The organism is Devosia sp. A16 (assembly GCF_001402915.1).
In the GTDB taxonomy this organism is placed as follows: Bacteria; Pseudomonadota; Alphaproteobacteria; order Rhizobiales; family Devosiaceae; genus Devosia_A.
The window spans coordinates 3,637,046-3,652,957 of record NZ_CP012945.1; the positions used below are offsets into that span (position 1 = coordinate 3,637,046).

A 15,912-nucleotide genomic window follows, 5' to 3' on the forward strand; every position below is an offset into this window, starting at 1 on the left:
AGGGCGTCACATGGGTTTGCGGTCCTGGATGAAGCGCAGGATGGGGCAGGGTGGCCCGGTGGTCCCCGTGGTCCGCCTGCACGGCGTCATCGCCGCCGACCATCGGCCCGGGCGGCTGAACATCGAAGCCGTCGCCCCGCTGCTGAAGCGTGCCTTCGCCGTGAAGTCGGCGCCAGCGGTTGCCGTCGTCGTCAACTCACCCGGCGGCTCGGCCGTGCAGTCGCGGCTGATCTCCAAGCGCATCCGCGATCTTGCCGATGAGCACCATAAGCCGGTGCTTGTGTTCGTCGAGGACGCCGCGGCATCGGGTGGCTATTTCATCGCCACGGCCGGCGACGAGATCATTGCCGATCCATCGTCGATCGTCGGCTCGATCGGGGTGATCTTTGCCGGCTTCGGTTTCGTCGAAACGCTGAAGAAGCTGGGCGTCGATCGCCGCGTGCATACGGCCGGTCGCAACAAGTCGACGCTCGATCCCTTCTTGCCCGAAAAGCCCGAGGACGTCGAACGGATAAAGCAGATGGAAAGCGACATCCATCAGGTGTTCATCGACTGGGTAAAGGCGCGGCGCGGCAGCCGCCTGAAGGCCTCCGACGACCTGTTGTTCACCGGCGAGTTCTGGAGCGGCATCCGCGGGCTGGAGCTCGGGCTCGTCGACGGTCTGGGCGACCTGCACGAGGTGCTGCGCACCCGCTTCGGCGACAAGGTCGAACTGCTGCCGATCGCCCCCAAGCGGGGGTTGCTCACCCTGCCGCGCCTCGGCCTCGCGGCGCTGACCGGCGACATCGCCGCCAGCATCGAGGATCGTTCGGTCTGGGCGCGACTGGGGCTCTGAGCGATGAGCATCGCCATCCTGCTGCGCATCTTCATCTTCGTTGCCATTCTCCTCGCCATCGTCTGGGGCCTGCGCAAGATCTGGCGGGACTGGAGCGGCCAGTTCAAGCAGTTGGACAAGGAGCGGCACGAGCGCGACCTGCGCGAGCGCCAGCGCCCCGACGTGATCACGCTAAAGCGCGACAAAGACGGCAAGTTCCGCCCGCCCGAGGACGATGGGCGCTAGGTCAGCCGCGACAAGCGCGTAGCCGGACGCTAGCCTCTGCCAAGAGGAGTCGCGAACATGGTCGGCACATTGCTGCGCAGTCGGCGCTCTGAGCATCATGCCCAGGTGACGTCGGTCGAGTTGTTCTTCGATCTGGTCTTTGTCATCGCCGTCACCCAGATCTCCCACGCGCTGGTCGAACACCTGACCTGGCTCGGGGCGCTCGAGGCGGCGTTGCTGCTGCTGGCGATCTGGTGGGCCTGGATCGATACCGCCTGGATCACCAACTGGCTCGATCCGGAAAAGCCGCCGGTCCGGCTGATGCTGTTCGTGCTGATGGGCATCGGGCTGGTGATGTCGAGTTCGCTTCCCGAGGCGTTCGGCGATCGCGGCCTGGCCTTCGCCATCGCCTTTGCCGTGTTCCAACTGGGACGCACCGCATTCATGCTCTGGGCCGTACGCGGACGGCCAACGCTCCATCGCAACTTCATCCGCATCATCATCTGGTACGCCGCCTCCGCCGCGCTGTGGGTGATGGGCGGTCTCGTCGACGGCGAAGCACGGCTCGTCTGCTGGTTGATCGCCGTGGCGCTCGACAGCGTATCGCCGGCACTCGGCTTCTGGGTGCCGGGCCTCGGGCGCGCTGACACCCGCGACTGGGACGTCGATGGCGGCCACATGGCCGAGCGCAGCGGCCTGTTCGTCATGATTGCGCTGGGCGAGTCGATCCTCGTCACCGGGGTCGGCTTCACTGATCTCGCATGGACCTCGGATGTCGTCCTGGCCATGACCGTGTCTTTGCTGCAGTCGATCGCCATGTGGTGGATCTTCTTCGCTCAGCACGCGGAGGCGGCGAGTGCCGCCATCTCCACCTCACCGGATCCGGGCCGTGTGGCGCGGCAGGCCTATACCTATGTACCGATCCTGCTGGTTGGCGGCATCGTCGTTTCGGCGGTCGGCGACGAGATAGTGCTGGCGCATCCGATGGGGCACTTGGAGCCTGCAACCGTGCTGGTGCTGATTGGAGGCCCCGCCCTGTTCCTGCTCGGCGCGGCTCTGTTCAAGCTCGCCGTGTTCGGGCGCTGGTCGCTACCGCGGTTCGGCGGTCTGCTCCTCGTGCTCGCGCTCTACCCATTCACCGCGGTCCTCTCGCCGCTGCTGCTTTCCTCGCTCACTACCGGCATCGTGGTGCTGGTGGCGGCGTGGGAGACGGTGGAACTTGCCCGCCATCCCGAGCACTGGCCGAGAGCCAGTCGACATCATCCGGAATGAACTGCGGAATTGACCCATTGCGTCGGTCCCACTAGGTTCCGCCCGCCATTCGCACCCCGGAATATTGCCGATGCCCGACGCTTTGCCCGCCCATATGGACCCCCGGAACTCGTTCCAGGGTCTGATCCTGACGTTGCAGCGCTTCTGGGCGGAGCAGGGTTGCGTGATCCTGCAGCCCTACGACATGCAGATGGGCGCCGGCACCTTCCACACCGCGACGACGCTCAGGGCGCTGGGACCCAAGCCCTGGAAGGCCGCCTATGTGCAGCCCTCGCGCCGGCCCAAGGATGGCCGTTATGGCGAGAACCCCAACCGGTTGCAGCACTATTACCAGTTCCAGGTGATCCTGAAGCCGTCGCCGGACAACATCCAGGAGCTCTATCTGCGCTCGCTGAGCGAGATCGGCCTCGATTCCAGCCTGCACGACATCCGCTTCGTCGAGGATGACTGGGAGAGCCCGACGCTGGGCGCCTGGGGGCTGGGCTGGGAGTGCTGGTGCGACGGCATGGAAGTCAGCCAATTCACCTATTTCCAGCAGGTCGCCGGCTTCGAGACCAAGCCTGTGCCGGGTGAAATCACCTACGGCCTCGAACGCCTCGCCATGTATGTGCAGGGCGTCGAGAACGTCTACGACCTCAACTTCAACGGCCGCGAGGGCGATGAGAAGGTCACCTATGGCGAGATCTTCCTGCAGAACGAGCAGGAATTCTCGAAGTACAATTTCGAGGCCGCCGATACCGAGATGCTGTTCCGGCATTTCAAGGATGCCGAAGATGAATGCCGCGCCATCCTCAGGAAGGGCGCCGTCGGCAATCGCCAGACCATGGCGGTCCCGGCCTACGAGCAGGTCGTCAAGGCCAGCCACAACTTCAACCTGCTCGACGCGCGCGGCGTGATCTCGGTGCAGGAGCGCCAGAGCTACATCCTGAGGATCCGCGAGCTGGCCAAGGAGTGCGGCGCCGCCTGGCTGCAGACGGCGGGCGGCGGAGCCGAGTAGAAGAAAATGAGGGCCGGTGGGAACCGGCCCTTTCTACGATCAGGCTGCTCCTTCAGGCGCCGACGCTGGCGGCCGGGATGGAGCGTCGCTCGATGTAGTGGCCGTACAGCGTCGTCAGGATGCTGACGCCGACCAGCATCTTCACCCAGCCGGTAGCGAGCGTCCACAGCAACGCCACGAAGCCGCCGATCGGGCCTGCCATGGCCAGGATGAAGGCCGGGATGTCGATCGCGATCGCGGCCACCGCCGACAGCACTGCGAGGATGATGATCGGAACATTCGCGCCATTGGTGGCTTCCCAGGCCTGGCTCATGGTCAGCGGCTTGCCGATGGCCACCGCCGGCAGGAGTGGCGCCAGGCGGTAGAAGATGATCAGCGCCGCAGCGAGGCCGACAACGGTCGTGATGAAGGCGCCGACCATACCGAGCAGCGGTACGGCGACGATGCCGACGATGGCCGCGAGGATGAACGACACGAGCGCGCCGAGCAGCCCCAGCCCCACCGAGTAAAGGCCGTAGTTGAGCATCCGCTGGCCGTTGAACTCGGGGAACTGCCCCGCGGGCACTTCGTCGAGCAGGATGTAGCGGTGCCAGGCGACGGCGATCCAGATGAACGCCACGATGGCAAGGATCAGCGTCAGCAGACCTGCCGGTGCCGCCGAAAACGCCGCCGCAGTCAGCTGTTCCGGCTGCGTCGGCGGCGGAAACAGCAGGCCGAGCAGCAGCGTCGGAACGGCATAGATCAGGTAGAGCAGGCCGGTGATCTTCAGCGCATTGCGCCAGTCGTTAAGCACAAGCCGCACCGAGTGAACAAACATGTCGACGCCCACGAAAAGCTCCCCAGTGTTCGTGACGGATATGAAGGTTATGGCGAAGCTAGCGAAAGCACAGGAGTCGCGGAAGCTTCCGGCACAAAATAGTCTGTATGGCAGCCGCTATTGGCAGCTCACTTCGAGCCCGTCGGCGCCGGTGAAGCGAAACCTGGTCTTGCCGGTATCGTCAGTGCCGAACACACCGGTGAGTTGCATGTCTTTGAGCGGGCCGGAGAGCGGGTTCACATCCGTACCGGCCGAGGCGACCTGCCCGCTGGCGCTGTTGCCGTCGACATTCTTGAACGAGTAGTCACCGGCGGCGAACAGCGTGAGTTCGCCCAGGTTGGCGCCGTTCTCGCTGACGCATTTGTAGACGCCCGGCGGCGGAAACTGCGCCAGGGCAGGGGCGGCAATCAGGGCAATGGCAGCGGCGAGAACGAGTGAGCGCATGCCGGGAATTATCTCCGCTGCGGACGCGTTGGGCAATACGTGGCCGGGTCATCGTATCGGCGAATAATACGTCCACGGAGTCATCCCCGCGAAAGCGGGGACCTCCGTTTGCGATGGCGCAGGCGGCCAAGAAAACAGAGGTTCCCGCTTTCGCGGGAATGACCCGGTAGGTGGGGCCACAGGGCAGCTTCGCTGCTCGATCGTGAACGATCTAGACCGGCGGCACCAGGCCTTCGGGTTTGCGGCGTTTGCCCTTGAACGGCTCCATGCCCTCATTGGCGAGCTGGTCGGCGCGTTCGTTCATCTCGTCGCCATTGTGGCCCTTGACCCAGTGCCAGTTGATCTTGTGGCGCTGCGTGGCGGCGTCGAGCGCCTGCCACAGTTCGACGTTCTTGACCGGCTTCTTGTCAGCCGTGCGCCAGCCGTTCTTCTTCCAGCCGTGGATCCACTTGGTCAGCCCGTCCTTGACGTAGTTGCTGTCGGTGTGGAGCTCGATCTCGCAGGGGCGTTTCAGCGCGCTCAGCGCTTCGATGGCGGCGGTCAGCTCCATCTGGTTGTTGGTGGTGAGCGGCGCGCCGCCCTTCAGCTCCTTGACCGTGTCGCCATATTGCAGCACGGCGCCCCAGCCGCCGGGGCCGGGATTGCCCGAACAGGCGCCGTCGGTGTGGATGATGACCGAGCTCACGCCGCGACCGGCCGATCGTAGCGGTACCACTCGCAGTGATGGCCGTGATCATTGTCGCCGGTATGGGTGTAGACGCCGCCGAGCTTGCGCAGCACCTTGAGCGAGTTCTCGTTGCGCACGTCTGCCAGCCCGATGAAGTGGTCGCGGTCGGTCTCGCGCCAATACCAGTCGCGCAGCGCGCTGGCAGCCTCGTAGACGTAGCCGTTGCCCCAGAACTCGGGATAGAGCGAGTAGCCGATCTCCGGGGTATCGTCCGGGCCATAGACGCCGAAGCCGCAGCGACCAACCAGCGCGCCGTCGGACTTCCTGGTGACGCGCAGCTTGCCCATCTTCTGGCGCTCGAACAGCGCGATCCAATGCCCCAGGGCGTCCTGCATTTCGGCTTCGGTCCATGGCCGGCCGTGCTCGGTGAGGAACTTGGCCACGGTCGGGTCGCCATGCAGGCGGTAGAGATCGTCGATCTGGTCGGCGCGCCAGCCGGACAGCACCAGCCGGTCGGTTTCGAGAAGCGTCAGGTCGGTCATGCTGCAGGTTGGGCTCTGAGTTCGCGGGGCAGGTTGAAGACGATGCTTTCGCGCTGTTCGCCGCTGGCGCTGACCGCAATGTCGAAGCGCTGCGCGAACGCCTCGATCACCTCGTCGACCAGCGTCTCGGGCGCCGAAGCGCCGGCGGTGATGCCGAGCGTCCTGATCCCCTCGAAGCGGCTCCAATCGATCAGGTCGGCGCGTTCGACCAGCGAGGCATTGGCGCAGCCGACGCGCTGCGCCACCTCCACCAGCCGCACCGAGTTCGACGATTCCGGCGCGCCGACCACGATCATCGCATCGACATGCGGCGCCACGCGCTTCACCGCTTCCTGGCGGTTGGTGGTGGCGTAGCAGATGTCTTCCTTGTGCGGCAGGGCGATCGAGGGAAAGCGGCGGCGCAGCACCTCGACGATGGCCGAGGTGTCGTCGACGCTGAGTGTCGTCTGCGTCACATAGGCGAGCTTTTCGGGGTCGCGCGGGGTGAACGCCTCGGCTTCCTCGACCGTCTGGATCAGGGTGATGGCGCCATCGGCCAGCTGCCCCATGGTGCCGATCACCTCGACATGGCCGGCATGGCCGATCAGGACGATCTCACGGCCCTCGTTGTGGTGCCGGTTGGCTTCGATATGCACCTTCGAAACCAGCGGGCAGGTGGCATCGAGGAAGAACATGTTGCGCGCCTTGGCGCCTGCCGGCACCGATTTCGGTACGCCATGCGCCGAGAACACCACCGGGGCGCCGGTATCGGGGATCTCGTCGAGCTCCTCGACGAACACCGCGCCCTTCTGCTTCAGCCCGTCGACCACGTATTTGTTGTGCACGATCGCATGGCGCACATAGACCGGCGCGCCATAGCGCTCCAGCGCCAGCTCGACGATCTGGATGGCGCGATCGACGCCGGCGCAGAATCCGCGCGGCGCACACAGCGTAATGTCCAAGTGCGGCCTTGTTTGCATAGGAGAGCAGATGCGTTCATTGACCGGGCAAGTCAAGCTGCGAACGCCGCGACCAAAGCATGCGGCAAGCGATCCCAGCTGCGGGCGCAAGTGTGCAGTTGCGGCGCAACGGCCTGAACGGCAATATGTTTCGCTAAAGTTGGTCGGAAGGTGTCCCGGTGACCCTCGCAATGGAAATGTTCGCGATCGCGCCCGCCACGGGCAAGGCGAACCTTTCGGCCATCCAGGACGGATTGCTGGTCGGCAAGGCGCTCTGGCTCAGCCGCGCTGCCAATGCCGGGCTGCCGGTTGCCCCCACCATCGTCATCAGCCGCGCTGCCTGGAACGCGCTGCAGGAAGAGCGCAAGGCGCATGACGACCGGTTGCGCGTCCACTGGGTAGCCACACTGTTCCGCCTGGTTGGCCGCAACGGTCGCCCGCCTGCGCTGGTGGTGCGGACCTCGAGCGCCGCGCACAGCGCTGGGTTGATGCCGGCGCGGCCGGGACTGAGCCCACCGGCCAACGAAGTCGAGTCGGTCGATCCGGCCCGCCCGCTGGCGCGCGCGATCTCCGACGCCTTTGCCTCCTATGCCGGCTTCGATCCGCGGCCGGAACGGCAGATCGTCATCATCCAGGCGATGGCCGACGGCGATGTGCGCCAGTTCCTCACCCGCGAACCGCAGAACGGGGCGCTGGGCCCGGCGCCGGTGAACGGCATGCCGTTCGGCCCGCTGCCCGCTTCGGCCACGGCGTTCGTCGACCTGCTCGACGCCGCGGCCGGCCAGCATCTGAGCTGCCTCGTCTCGGTCGAGGGCGAAACCATCCGGCTGCTTTCGGCCCGCGCTGCGCCGGCTTCGGCTGCCGCCGAACTGGAGGCGGCGGTCGATCGTGTGGCGCGCGGGCGCTGGACGCAGCGCGAGGCGGTGACCCATATCGACCCGGCGCGTCTGCAGCAGATGCTGCATCCGCGCCTGCGCTCGCCTGAGAGCGCCACTGTGCTGGCCAATGGTCTTGGCGTCTCGCCGGGCGCGGCCAGCGGCGTCATCGTCTTCAACTCCGAGGATGCGGCGCGGCTGAAGGCGCGTGGTCGGCACTGCATCCTGGTGGTCACCGAGACCGGCCCCACCGACATCGAAGGTATGAAGGCGGCGACTGGCATCCTCACGGCGCGCGGCGGCATGACCAGCCATGCGGGGGTCGTGGCACGCATCACCGGCAAGCCCTGCGTCGCCGGCGTGCGCACGCTCAGCGTCAACCTGGCCGAACTGACCTGCAGGATCGGCAACAAGGAGTTCCGCCAGGGTGATCGCATCACCATCGATGGCACGGACGGTTCGGTCTATCTGGGGGCGCTGCCATTGGCGCAGCCGCATATCGGGGGCGCCATGGGCAAGCTCCTTGGCTGGTCGGACGCGTCGCGCCGGATCAAGGTGCGGGCCAACGCCGAAACGGTCGAGGCGGTGAACACCGCGCTGAGCTTCGGCGCCGAGGGCATCGGCCTCGCCCGCTCCGAGCACATGTTCTTTTCGCGCGAGCGCCTGGTGGCGTTGCGCCGGCTGATCCTTTCCGAAGATGCTGACGACCGCGCCGCGGCGCTGACTGGCCTCGTCGATTTCCAGACCGTCGATTACTCGGCCATCTTCATGGCGATGAAGGGCCGGCCGGTGACGGTGCGGCTGTTCGATCCGCCGCTGCACGAGTTTCTGCCGCGGACCGATGAGGATATCGAGGAGACGGCGCAGTCGCTCGGACTTGCGGTGCGGGCGCTGAAGCTCCGGCTCGATCGCATCGCCGAGATCAACCCGATGCTGGGCCATCGCGGCGTGCGGCTCGCCATCACCTATCCCGAAATCCTCAAGATGCAGATCGAGGCGCTGTGCGCCGGGGTGCGGGCGGCATCGGCCAGGCAGTCCGAGCCGGTGACCCTCGAGGTGATGGTGCCTTTCGTCTCGACGGTCTCGGAGGTGGTGGAGGTCAAGCGGCAGACCTATGCCATCGTCGAGCAGGTCGGGCTGCCGCCTGCGGCGCGCGAGCGCTTCGCCTTCGGCACGATGATCGAACTGCCGCGCGCGGCGCTGCGGGCCGGGGACATCGCCGAGCACGTCGACTTCTTCTCGTTCGGCACCAACGACCTGACCCAGACCACCTACGGTATCAGCCGCGACGATGCGCCGGCGTTTCTCTCGGCCTATCAGCGCAAAGGGCTCTACGACCTCGATCCGTTCGTGACGCTCGACCAGAAGGGCGTCGGCGAGATCATCACCATGGCGATCGAGCGCGGCAAGCGCGCCAACCCCAACCTGAAGATCGGCATCTGTGGCGAGCATGCCGGCGATCCGGCCTCGCTGTGGTTCTTCTCCAAGCTGGACGTGGATTACGTCAGCTGCTCGCCCTATCGGGTGCCCGTGGCACGGCTGACTCTGGCGCAGTGAACGCACACTGCACCGCTGCACCAGCGCTTCTTGGATGCAATCACGTCAGTCACACTGCCCTATTTCGCCCGGATAACGCCCATACTCGGCCATTTCCGGTTCGTTCTGGCGCCAAACTTCCCTTGTTTACCGTCGGCTAACCCTAAACCCGCATTATCGCGAAAGCCGGCATTTGCGTCACAGTTTATCTAGATTGCCGGCGCGTCGTTTGTTGCGTTCGCGTGGATAGTAAAGCGTTCTGATGGCCCAGTACCGGACCACCCCGACGCGCCGGGCTCACAATGAGTTCGCCGTGATCAAGGCCTGCGCAGGTTTTGCGCTCGCCATTTTTGCTGTAGCCGGACTGACCGGCGCTGCACACGCCCCCGATGGCGGGTCGCTCTCGGCCTATGAGGCCAGCCTGACGCGGCCGACCCTCAGCCGGTCCGGCACCGACGTGATCATCACCGGTTCGATCGACAACATCTTCCTGTCGCAGAGTTTCGTCGGCCCCAACCGCGCCCTCAAGCAGGACCGCGCCCGTCCGACGGTGGAACTGGCGGAACTGACTGCCAGTTTCGCCGATATTCGCGCCAGGATTGCCGCCGCTCGCAACCCCAAGGGTGCCGCGGCCGAGACGGTGCAGACAGCAAAAGCCGAGGCGCCTGCCGATGCCCAGGCGATCGGCCCGATGCCGGTCGCAGTGGCGGCGCTCAACCCCGCCTGGACCACGCCGGCGCTCGACGCCATCGACGGGCTTGCCGGAACCGGCACCGACGTGCCGATGCCGCACACCATGTCGCAGAAGCTCGCCTATGCGCGCGCCGACCTGCCGGCCACCGTGTTCGATGGCTCGGTGCTCAACAAGCAGGGCAAGAAGGTTTCCGACAAGGAAGTCTGGTGCATGGCAACTGCCATCTACTTCGAGTCGCGCGGCGAGAGCTATCGCGGCCAGGTGGCGGTGGGGCAGGTGGTGATGAACCGCGTCGCCCACAAACTCTACCCCGACACCATCTGCGGCGTGGTGTTCCAGAACCAGAACAAGCGCAACGCCTGCCAGTTCTCCTTCGCCTGCGACGGCATTCCCGAGACGGTGAACGACCAGAAGTCCTGGAAGCAGGCCATGGCCATCGCCAAGGACGTGATTTCGGGCAAGGAATACCTGACAGAGGTCGGCTACTCGACCCACTACCACGCCACCTACGTCTACCCGCACTGGGCCCCGCGCATGAAGAAGAACGTGAAGATCGGCATGCACGTCTTCTATCAGTTCAAGCGTGGTTGGAAGTTCGGCTGATAAGGCATTGGTGATCCACCGATACGCTGGCGCGGGCCACCCCTGTCCCCTCCCCCTAAGAAAGGGGAGGGAGATCCCCACATCGGTATCGAGGCTAGCGTCTCCCTCCCCATGTTTAGGGGGAGGGGACAGGGGTGGGGGTCAGCTTGCGCCGGGCCAGCTTGTTTCCCGGCCGCAGCTAGCCTTCAAAACCGCGCCATCTTCCGCTTCACCTTGTCGATGAAGCCCCTGAGCCCCGCCTCGGTCTGGTTGTTCATGTCGTAGAGCGCCAGGTAAGTCGGCGGCATCAGCGTGCCGAAAGTGGCCCAGGCCCAGCGCATGGCGAGGCGGCGTGGCGGGTCGCCCATGATCATAGTGCGCAGGCGGTCGCCGCCATAGGTGGTGACGTATGCCACCTTCTTGATGTTCTTCATTCCCGGGATCAGCTTGCCCTTGTCGGGCGCATCGCCGCCTTCGAGCACGAACGAGACGCCCGGCAGGAAGATCCGGTCGAAGAAGCCCTTGAGAATCGCCGGGTAGCCATAGTTCCACACCGGATGGACGAAGACGATCTTTTCGCAGGCGCGCAGCCGGTCGACATAGGGCTTGGTCAGCGCCGTCAGGTTCCCCGGCACATCGTGATACTCGAGCCGTTCGGTGCGGCTCATGGCCGCCTGGAAATCTTCCTCGTAGAGGTTGAGCGCGTCGACCTCGTCGCCCTTTGCCCTCAGGGACTCGCACACCGCATGGAACAGGGCGCGGTTGTAGCTGGTTTCGACCGGATGGGCGTGGACGACGAGCACCCTCATTCGGCGGCGCCGCCGAGCGTATAGAGGCCGGTGAACAGCCAGGTGCGGCCGGAGTCGAAATCGAAGTCCGGATCGTCCCAGGCGATCATCTTGCCGGGGTTGAGGATGCCCTTGGGGTCGGCCTCTTTCTTGAACGCCAGTTGCGCCCGGTCCGTCCGCTTCATGCCGCCTTCCTCGAGGGTGTAGCGATGCGGGTTGAAGACGAGGCAGCCGTTCTCCTCGTGCAGCCGGATGATCTCCTCGAGCCGCTCTTCCGAGCTGTAGCGCACGATCGGCAGGCCCGAGAACACCACCCGGCCATCGAAGCGGGTCATCTCGATATGCATCGGCATTTCGTCGCCAAATGTCTCGACCGCCCATTTCACATGCGCCAGGTCGGGATACTGGGTCTGGAGGTAGGTGATGGTCGGGTCGATCTTCAGGCCGCGCAGCGTCGTGTGGTTCCAGGCGAGCTCGTAGATCGGCGGCAGCTTGGCCTTTTCCTCTGGCGTCAGCGTATCGGCGCGATAGAGCAGGTCGCCTTCATGGAAGGCGACGAAATCGACCAGCGCCGGCACGGCGGCCGGCGCCGCCATCAACAGCACCACCGATTGCTCGCGGCTGCGGATATAGGGGCGGTGACGGTTGAAATAGTCGTGCGCCACCGGCGCCGCGACCGGCGAGATTTCCTTGCACAGCAACCCATCCTGCAGCGCCACCTGCTCGGCGAAGGCGCAGGCGTCGATGATGGAATCGAACCCAACCATCATGTCGACCCAATCGTAATGCGCGCTCAGCGGCATCTCGGCTTCGACGATGATGCCGTTGGTGCCGTAGGCATGCGCCACCTTGAGAATGTCCGGCCCGCGCAGGTCGAGCACCCGCGGCTCGGCCTCGCAGGTCACCACCTTGAGCCCGAGGATGTTGCCGAAATTGCGCAGGCCGCCCCAGCGGATCGACCCGACGCCACCCGAACCGCCGGCGATGAAGCCGCCGAGCGATGCCATGCGGTAGGTCGAGGGGTGGAAGCGCAACTCGCCATTGACGGCGTGGATGGTCTGTTCGTCGAGTTGCTCGAGGATCACCCCGGCTTCGGCACGCACCCGGTCCTGCTCGATCTTGATCACCTTGTTGAGGTTCATCAGGTCGAGCATGGCGCCGCCCGAGAGCGGCATGGCCTGGCCGTAATTGCCGGTGCCGGCGCCGCGCGGGGTCACCGGGACCTCGTATTTGAACGCCTCGCGCAGCACGGTGACCACTTCGTCGACCGAGCGCGGCGAGACCACGATCTCGGCGGTGACGCCCTCGAGCTGCTGCTTCAGCCGCGGCGAATACCAGTAATGGTCGCGGCTTTTCTGCTGCACGATGCGGGGATTGTCCTGCACCGGAATATCGCCGAGCGCGGCGCGGAATTGGGCGATATCCATGGTCTACTCCATCAGGTCGTCGAGTTCGCGATAGTCGGGGAGGCTCGTGTCGATCGCCTTACCGGCGCGCAGCACGATGCGGTCATTTTGTGGGCGGGCGTTGAGCTCGGTCCAGCTGCGGGCGCGGAACAGCACCAGGTCGGCGGGGGCGCCGACTTCGATCACGGCCTTGTAGGCAAAGCCGGCATGGGCGGCGGGGGCCGAACCGACGGCCCGCACCCAATCCCAAGCCCGGTCTTGCGGATGATCGAACTGCAGGATCCGTGCGCCCTCGCGCAGCACTTCGACGCCGTCGAGATCGCCATACGCGTAGAACGGGTCGCGGGTGTTGTCCGAGGCGATGGCGACGACGGCCCCAGCCGCCTTGAATTCGTTGAGCAGCGTCGCGCCGCGGCGGATCGGGGTGCGGACCGTGCCGTTGGCGTTGACCCGGTCCTGCAGGTAGATGTTGCACATCGGCAAGGACACTATGGCGATGCCGGCCTCGACGGCCTTGTCGATGGTCAGCCGCTGAGTGCGCTCGTCCTGCACGGTGAGCACGCAGCAATGGCCCGCCATCACCTTGCCGGCAAAGCCGGTCTCCAGCACCGCTTCGGCCAGATGCAGCAAAGCGTGGGCGGATGGATCGCCGGTCTCGTCGGTGTGGAGGTCGAGATCGAGCCCGAGATTGCCCGCCTTCTCGACCACCCGCAGCATGGCTTCCTTCGAACGCGCGTATTCGGCGACCGAGCCGCCCAGAATGCCGCCCGAGGCCTTCACCTGCTGCGCCACGGCATCGAGCTCGCCTGGGTTCACCAGCGTGTCCGGGCCGACGATCGAGACGGCCTGCAACTCGATGCGGCCGGCCCAGCGTTCACGCATCTGTTCGAACAGCGCCCAACTGATCTCGTGCTGCGGTGGGGCGCTGTCGAGATGCGTGCGGATCGCCGCCGTCCCGTGCGCATAGGCGCAACGCAGGGCGAAATCGAAGCGGCGTTCGACGTCTGCCGCGGCCCAGTTGCGCTCGCGATCGGCACCGACGGCAAGCAGGGCGCCAAGCCAGGTGCCATCGGGGTTCTCTTTGCGCGGCCAGATATGGCCCTTGTCGAGATGGGTGTGGATGTCGACGAAGGCGGGCAGGATCAGCCCGGCATCGAGATCGTGGCTCGGGCTGGCAACCGGCGCCGAGCCCGCGGGCCGGATGGCTGCGACGCGGCCGTCGGCGATCTCGATGTCGACGGTTTCGATGTCGCCGCTGCCGGCCTTGCCGCGCGCCGCGCTCGGGACCCGGGCGTTGCGGAGCGTGACCGTGCCGGTGGAGAGGGCAGGGGTGCCGTGCATCAGCAGGTTTCCAGAGTAGCGTTAGTGCCGACTGAAGCAGACGGCCCCCTCCCGGCCTCCCCCATGAAGGGGGAGGTGCAGGAAGAGGGCTGTGGCATGATGGTGCCAAAAACCGGATGCGGCACCTCCCCCTTCATGGGGGAGGATGGGAGGGGGCCGTCTCTCTCAGTCAGCACGCTCAATTCTCCCGCTTCACCGCGCTCTCGTGCCAGCGGTGCAGCGACAGCCAGGCGATGAACGAGGTGATGCCGAAAATGGCGATGCCGGTGCCGGTGAGCAGGATCAGCGCCGCGAACAGCCGCGGGATGTTGAGCCGGTACTGCGACTCGAGCAGCCGGAAGGCGAGGCCGGACCCCTGGCCGGCGGTGCCGGCGGCGAACTCGGCGACGACTGCGGCGATCAGCGCCAGACCGCCCGCGATCCTGAGGCCCGCCATGAAATAGGGCAGGGAGGCGGGAAGCTTGAGGTAGATCAGCGTCTGCCAGCGCGAGGCGCCGTAGAGGTCATAGAGGTTGAGCAGGTTATGGTCGACGCTCTTGAGACCGGTGACCATGTTGGAGAGGATCGGAAAGAACGCCACGAGGAAGGCGATGATCAGCAGCACCGTCTGCGTTTCGGGCACATAGATCAGCAGCAGCGGCGCGATGGCGATGACCGGGGTCACCTGCAGGATCACCGCGAAGGGAAACAGCGCCAGCTCCACCCATTTGCTCTGGACCAGGATGATCGCCATTACCACACCCCCGATCAGCGCCAGGATCAGCGCGGTGAAGGTGATCCTCAGCGTCACCAGCAGCGAGGGAGCCAGCGTCGGCCAGTCGTTGATCAGCGACGTCACCACGTCGCCCGGAGTGGGCAGGATGTATTTGGGAATGCCGTTGAGCACCACGATGAGGTGCCAGCCGATCACGGCCAGTACCAGCATGGCCACCGGCACCACGACCCGCAGCACCTTTTCGGTGTTCGAGGTCCGCGGCCTCAGGATGGCGACGGCGCTGTCGGTGCCGGCTTCGTCGTCCGTGTTGGGGGCCGTCTGCACGATATTGCTCATCAGTGCGTCCCTCCGCCGGCGTGGATGGCTTCATGCAGTGCGTGCGACACCTCATGCGTGGTCGCGCGATACTCTTCGGACGTGCGGTATTCGGCGTCGCGCATGCCGCTGCTCTTGAGCGGCATGTCGGCGAACACCTGTCCCGGGCGTGCCTTCATCACCACGATGCGGTTGGAAAGATAGACGCTCTCGAACACCGAGTGTGTGACGAAGATCACCGTTACGCCTGACTGCTTCCATAATCTGAGCACGTCGTCGTTGAGCTTCTGCCGAGTGATCTCGTCGAGGGCCGCGAACGGCTCGTCCATCAGCAGCAGCTTGGGCTTGGTCACCAGCGCGCGGGCGATCGAGACACGCATTTTCATGCCGCCCGACAGTTCCCTGGGATAGGCATCGGCGAAGTCTGCAAGGCCGACCGACGCCAGCGTTTCCATGATCCTGCTGCGGGCGACGGATTTGCTGACGCCCTGCAGCCGCAGCGGCAGGTAGACGTTGCCCAACACCGTCTGCCACGGCATCAGCGTCGGTTCCTGGAACACGAAGCCGACATCACCCTCAGGCAGGCCGCGCGAGTTGATCTTGGAGGAGGGCCAGTCGATGCTGCCCGAACTGGGACCGCCGAGGCCGGCAATGATCCTGAGCGCCGTCGACTTGCCGCAGCCGGAGGGACCGAGCAGGCTCAGGAACTCGCCGCGCTCGACGTCGAGCGACATGTCCTTGAGCGCCAGCGTGCCGTTGGAGAAGACTTTCGAGACGTTGCGCATGGAAACGACGGTCTGCGTCGCTTTCGCTGCGGTCCCCGGCTCGGCGAGGGAGAGATCGGTCAAGTGCGTTAGCCCACGTTAGGGTCGAACGGCGCGGGCGGTATTGCCCGCGCCGAGGTCGTTGGTAGGTGGCGCTTGCGAGTCGGAACAGTCCGCGAC

At 65.5% G+C, this 15,912-nt stretch carries 16 protein-coding genes; 6 read left to right on the forward strand and 10 right to left on the reverse strand.

Going from position 1 to position 15,912, the window contains the following annotated elements; genetic code table 11:
* Positions 1 to 10: 10 nt before the first annotated feature.
* From APS40_RS17485 to APS40_RS17500, 4 genes are all read left to right on the forward strand, one after another.
* The gene (locus APS40_RS17485; protein ID WP_055048272.1) at positions 11 to 835 is read left to right on the forward strand and encodes a S49 family peptidase; all 825 of its coding nucleotides are present in this window, start codon (positions 11 to 13) and stop codon (positions 833 to 835) included.
* A gap of 3 nt (positions 836 to 838) precedes the next feature.
* The gene (locus APS40_RS17490; protein WP_055048273.1) at positions 839 to 1,060 is read left to right on the forward strand and encodes a hypothetical protein; all 222 of its coding nucleotides are present in this window, start codon (positions 839 to 841) and stop codon (positions 1,058 to 1,060) included.
* A 57-nt stretch (positions 1,061 to 1,117) separates the two neighbouring features.
* Positions 1,118 to 2,311: a low temperature requirement protein A gene (locus tag APS40_RS17495; protein WP_055048274.1), complete on the forward strand. Its 1,194-nt coding sequence runs from the start codon at positions 1,118 to 1,120 to the stop codon at positions 2,309 to 2,311.
* A gap of 70 nt (positions 2,312 to 2,381) precedes the next feature.
* The gene (locus APS40_RS17500) at positions 2,382 to 3,308 is read left to right on the forward strand and encodes a glycine--tRNA ligase subunit alpha (protein ID WP_055048275.1); all 927 of its coding nucleotides are present in this window, start codon (positions 2,382 to 2,384) and stop codon (positions 3,306 to 3,308) included.
* A gap of 52 nt (positions 3,309 to 3,360) precedes the next feature.
* Here APS40_RS17500 and APS40_RS17505 read toward each other — a convergent pair whose 3' ends face one another.
* The 5 genes from APS40_RS17505 to ispH all read right to left on the reverse strand — a co-directional run bounded on the left by APS40_RS17505 (position 3,361) and on the right by ispH (position 6,737).
* The gene (locus APS40_RS17505) at positions 3,361 to 4,137 is read right to left on the reverse strand and encodes a hypothetical protein (RefSeq protein WP_055048276.1); all 777 of its coding nucleotides are present in this window, start codon (positions 4,135 to 4,137) and stop codon (positions 3,361 to 3,363) included.
* Positions 4,138 to 4,242: 105 nt separating this feature from the next.
* On the reverse strand, positions 4,243 to 4,569 hold the full coding sequence (locus tag APS40_RS17510; RefSeq protein WP_055048277.1) for a hypothetical protein: 327 nt from the start codon (positions 4,567 to 4,569) through the stop codon (positions 4,243 to 4,245).
* A 211-nt stretch (positions 4,570 to 4,780) separates the two neighbouring features.
* Positions 4,781 to 5,254 carry a ribonuclease HI gene (rnhA, locus tag APS40_RS17515; RefSeq protein WP_055048278.1) on the reverse strand — a complete coding sequence of 158 codons (474 nt, stop codon included), beginning with the start codon at positions 5,252 to 5,254 and terminating at the stop codon, positions 4,781 to 4,783.
* Positions 5,251 to 5,778 (reverse strand): GNAT family N-acetyltransferase, encoded by a 528-nt coding sequence (locus APS40_RS17520; protein ID WP_055048279.1) that lies wholly within the window; start codon positions 5,776 to 5,778, stop codon positions 5,251 to 5,253. The genes rnhA and APS40_RS17520 overlap by 4 nt, the downstream gene beginning before the upstream one ends.
* Positions 5,775 to 6,737: a 4-hydroxy-3-methylbut-2-enyl diphosphate reductase gene (ispH, locus tag APS40_RS17525; protein ID WP_055048280.1), complete on the reverse strand. Its 963-nt coding sequence runs from the start codon at positions 6,735 to 6,737 to the stop codon at positions 5,775 to 5,777. Before ispH ends, APS40_RS17520 begins: the two co-directional genes overlap by 4 nt.
* Positions 6,738 to 6,895: 158 nt before the next feature.
* Here ispH and APS40_RS17530 point away from each other — a divergent pair, with 158 nt between their 5' ends.
* Positions 6,896 to 9,148, forward strand: coding sequence for a putative PEP-binding protein (locus APS40_RS17530; protein ID WP_156342976.1), 2,253 nt, complete (start codon positions 6,896 to 6,898; stop codon positions 9,146 to 9,148).
* Positions 9,149 to 9,389: 241 nt separating this feature from the next.
* Entirely contained in the window at positions 9,390 to 10,424 is a 1,035-nt protein-coding gene (locus APS40_RS17535; RefSeq protein ID WP_055048282.1) for a cell wall hydrolase, read from the forward strand.
* A 185-nt stretch (positions 10,425 to 10,609) separates the two neighbouring features.
* Here APS40_RS17535 and APS40_RS17540 read toward each other — a convergent pair whose 3' ends face one another.
* The 5 genes from APS40_RS17540 to APS40_RS17560 form a co-directional block, all read right to left on the reverse strand.
* A complete protein-coding gene (locus tag APS40_RS17540) occupies positions 10,610 to 11,212 on the reverse strand; it encodes an NAD(P)H-dependent oxidoreductase (protein ID WP_055048283.1) in 603 nt (200 codons plus the stop codon).
* On the reverse strand, positions 11,209 to 12,618 hold the full coding sequence (locus tag APS40_RS17545) for an FAD-binding oxidoreductase (protein WP_055048284.1): 1,410 nt from the start codon (positions 12,616 to 12,618) through the stop codon (positions 11,209 to 11,211). The genes APS40_RS17540 and APS40_RS17545 overlap by 4 nt, the downstream gene beginning before the upstream one ends.
* A gap of 3 nt (positions 12,619 to 12,621) precedes the next feature.
* Positions 12,622 to 13,938, reverse strand: a complete 1,317-nt coding sequence (locus APS40_RS17550; RefSeq protein WP_055048285.1) for a cytosine deaminase — start codon at positions 13,936 to 13,938, stop codon at positions 12,622 to 12,624.
* Between the two features lie 178 nt (positions 13,939 to 14,116).
* The gene (locus APS40_RS17555) at positions 14,117 to 14,989 is read right to left on the reverse strand and encodes an ABC transporter permease (RefSeq protein WP_055048286.1); all 873 of its coding nucleotides are present in this window, start codon (positions 14,987 to 14,989) and stop codon (positions 14,117 to 14,119) included.
* Positions 14,989 to 15,753 carry an ABC transporter ATP-binding protein gene (locus tag APS40_RS17560; protein ID WP_082434723.1) on the reverse strand — a complete coding sequence of 255 codons (765 nt, stop codon included), beginning with the start codon at positions 15,751 to 15,753 and terminating at the stop codon, positions 14,989 to 14,991. The genes APS40_RS17555 and APS40_RS17560 overlap by 1 nt, the downstream gene beginning before the upstream one ends.
* Positions 15,754 to 15,912 lie beyond the last annotated feature (159 nt).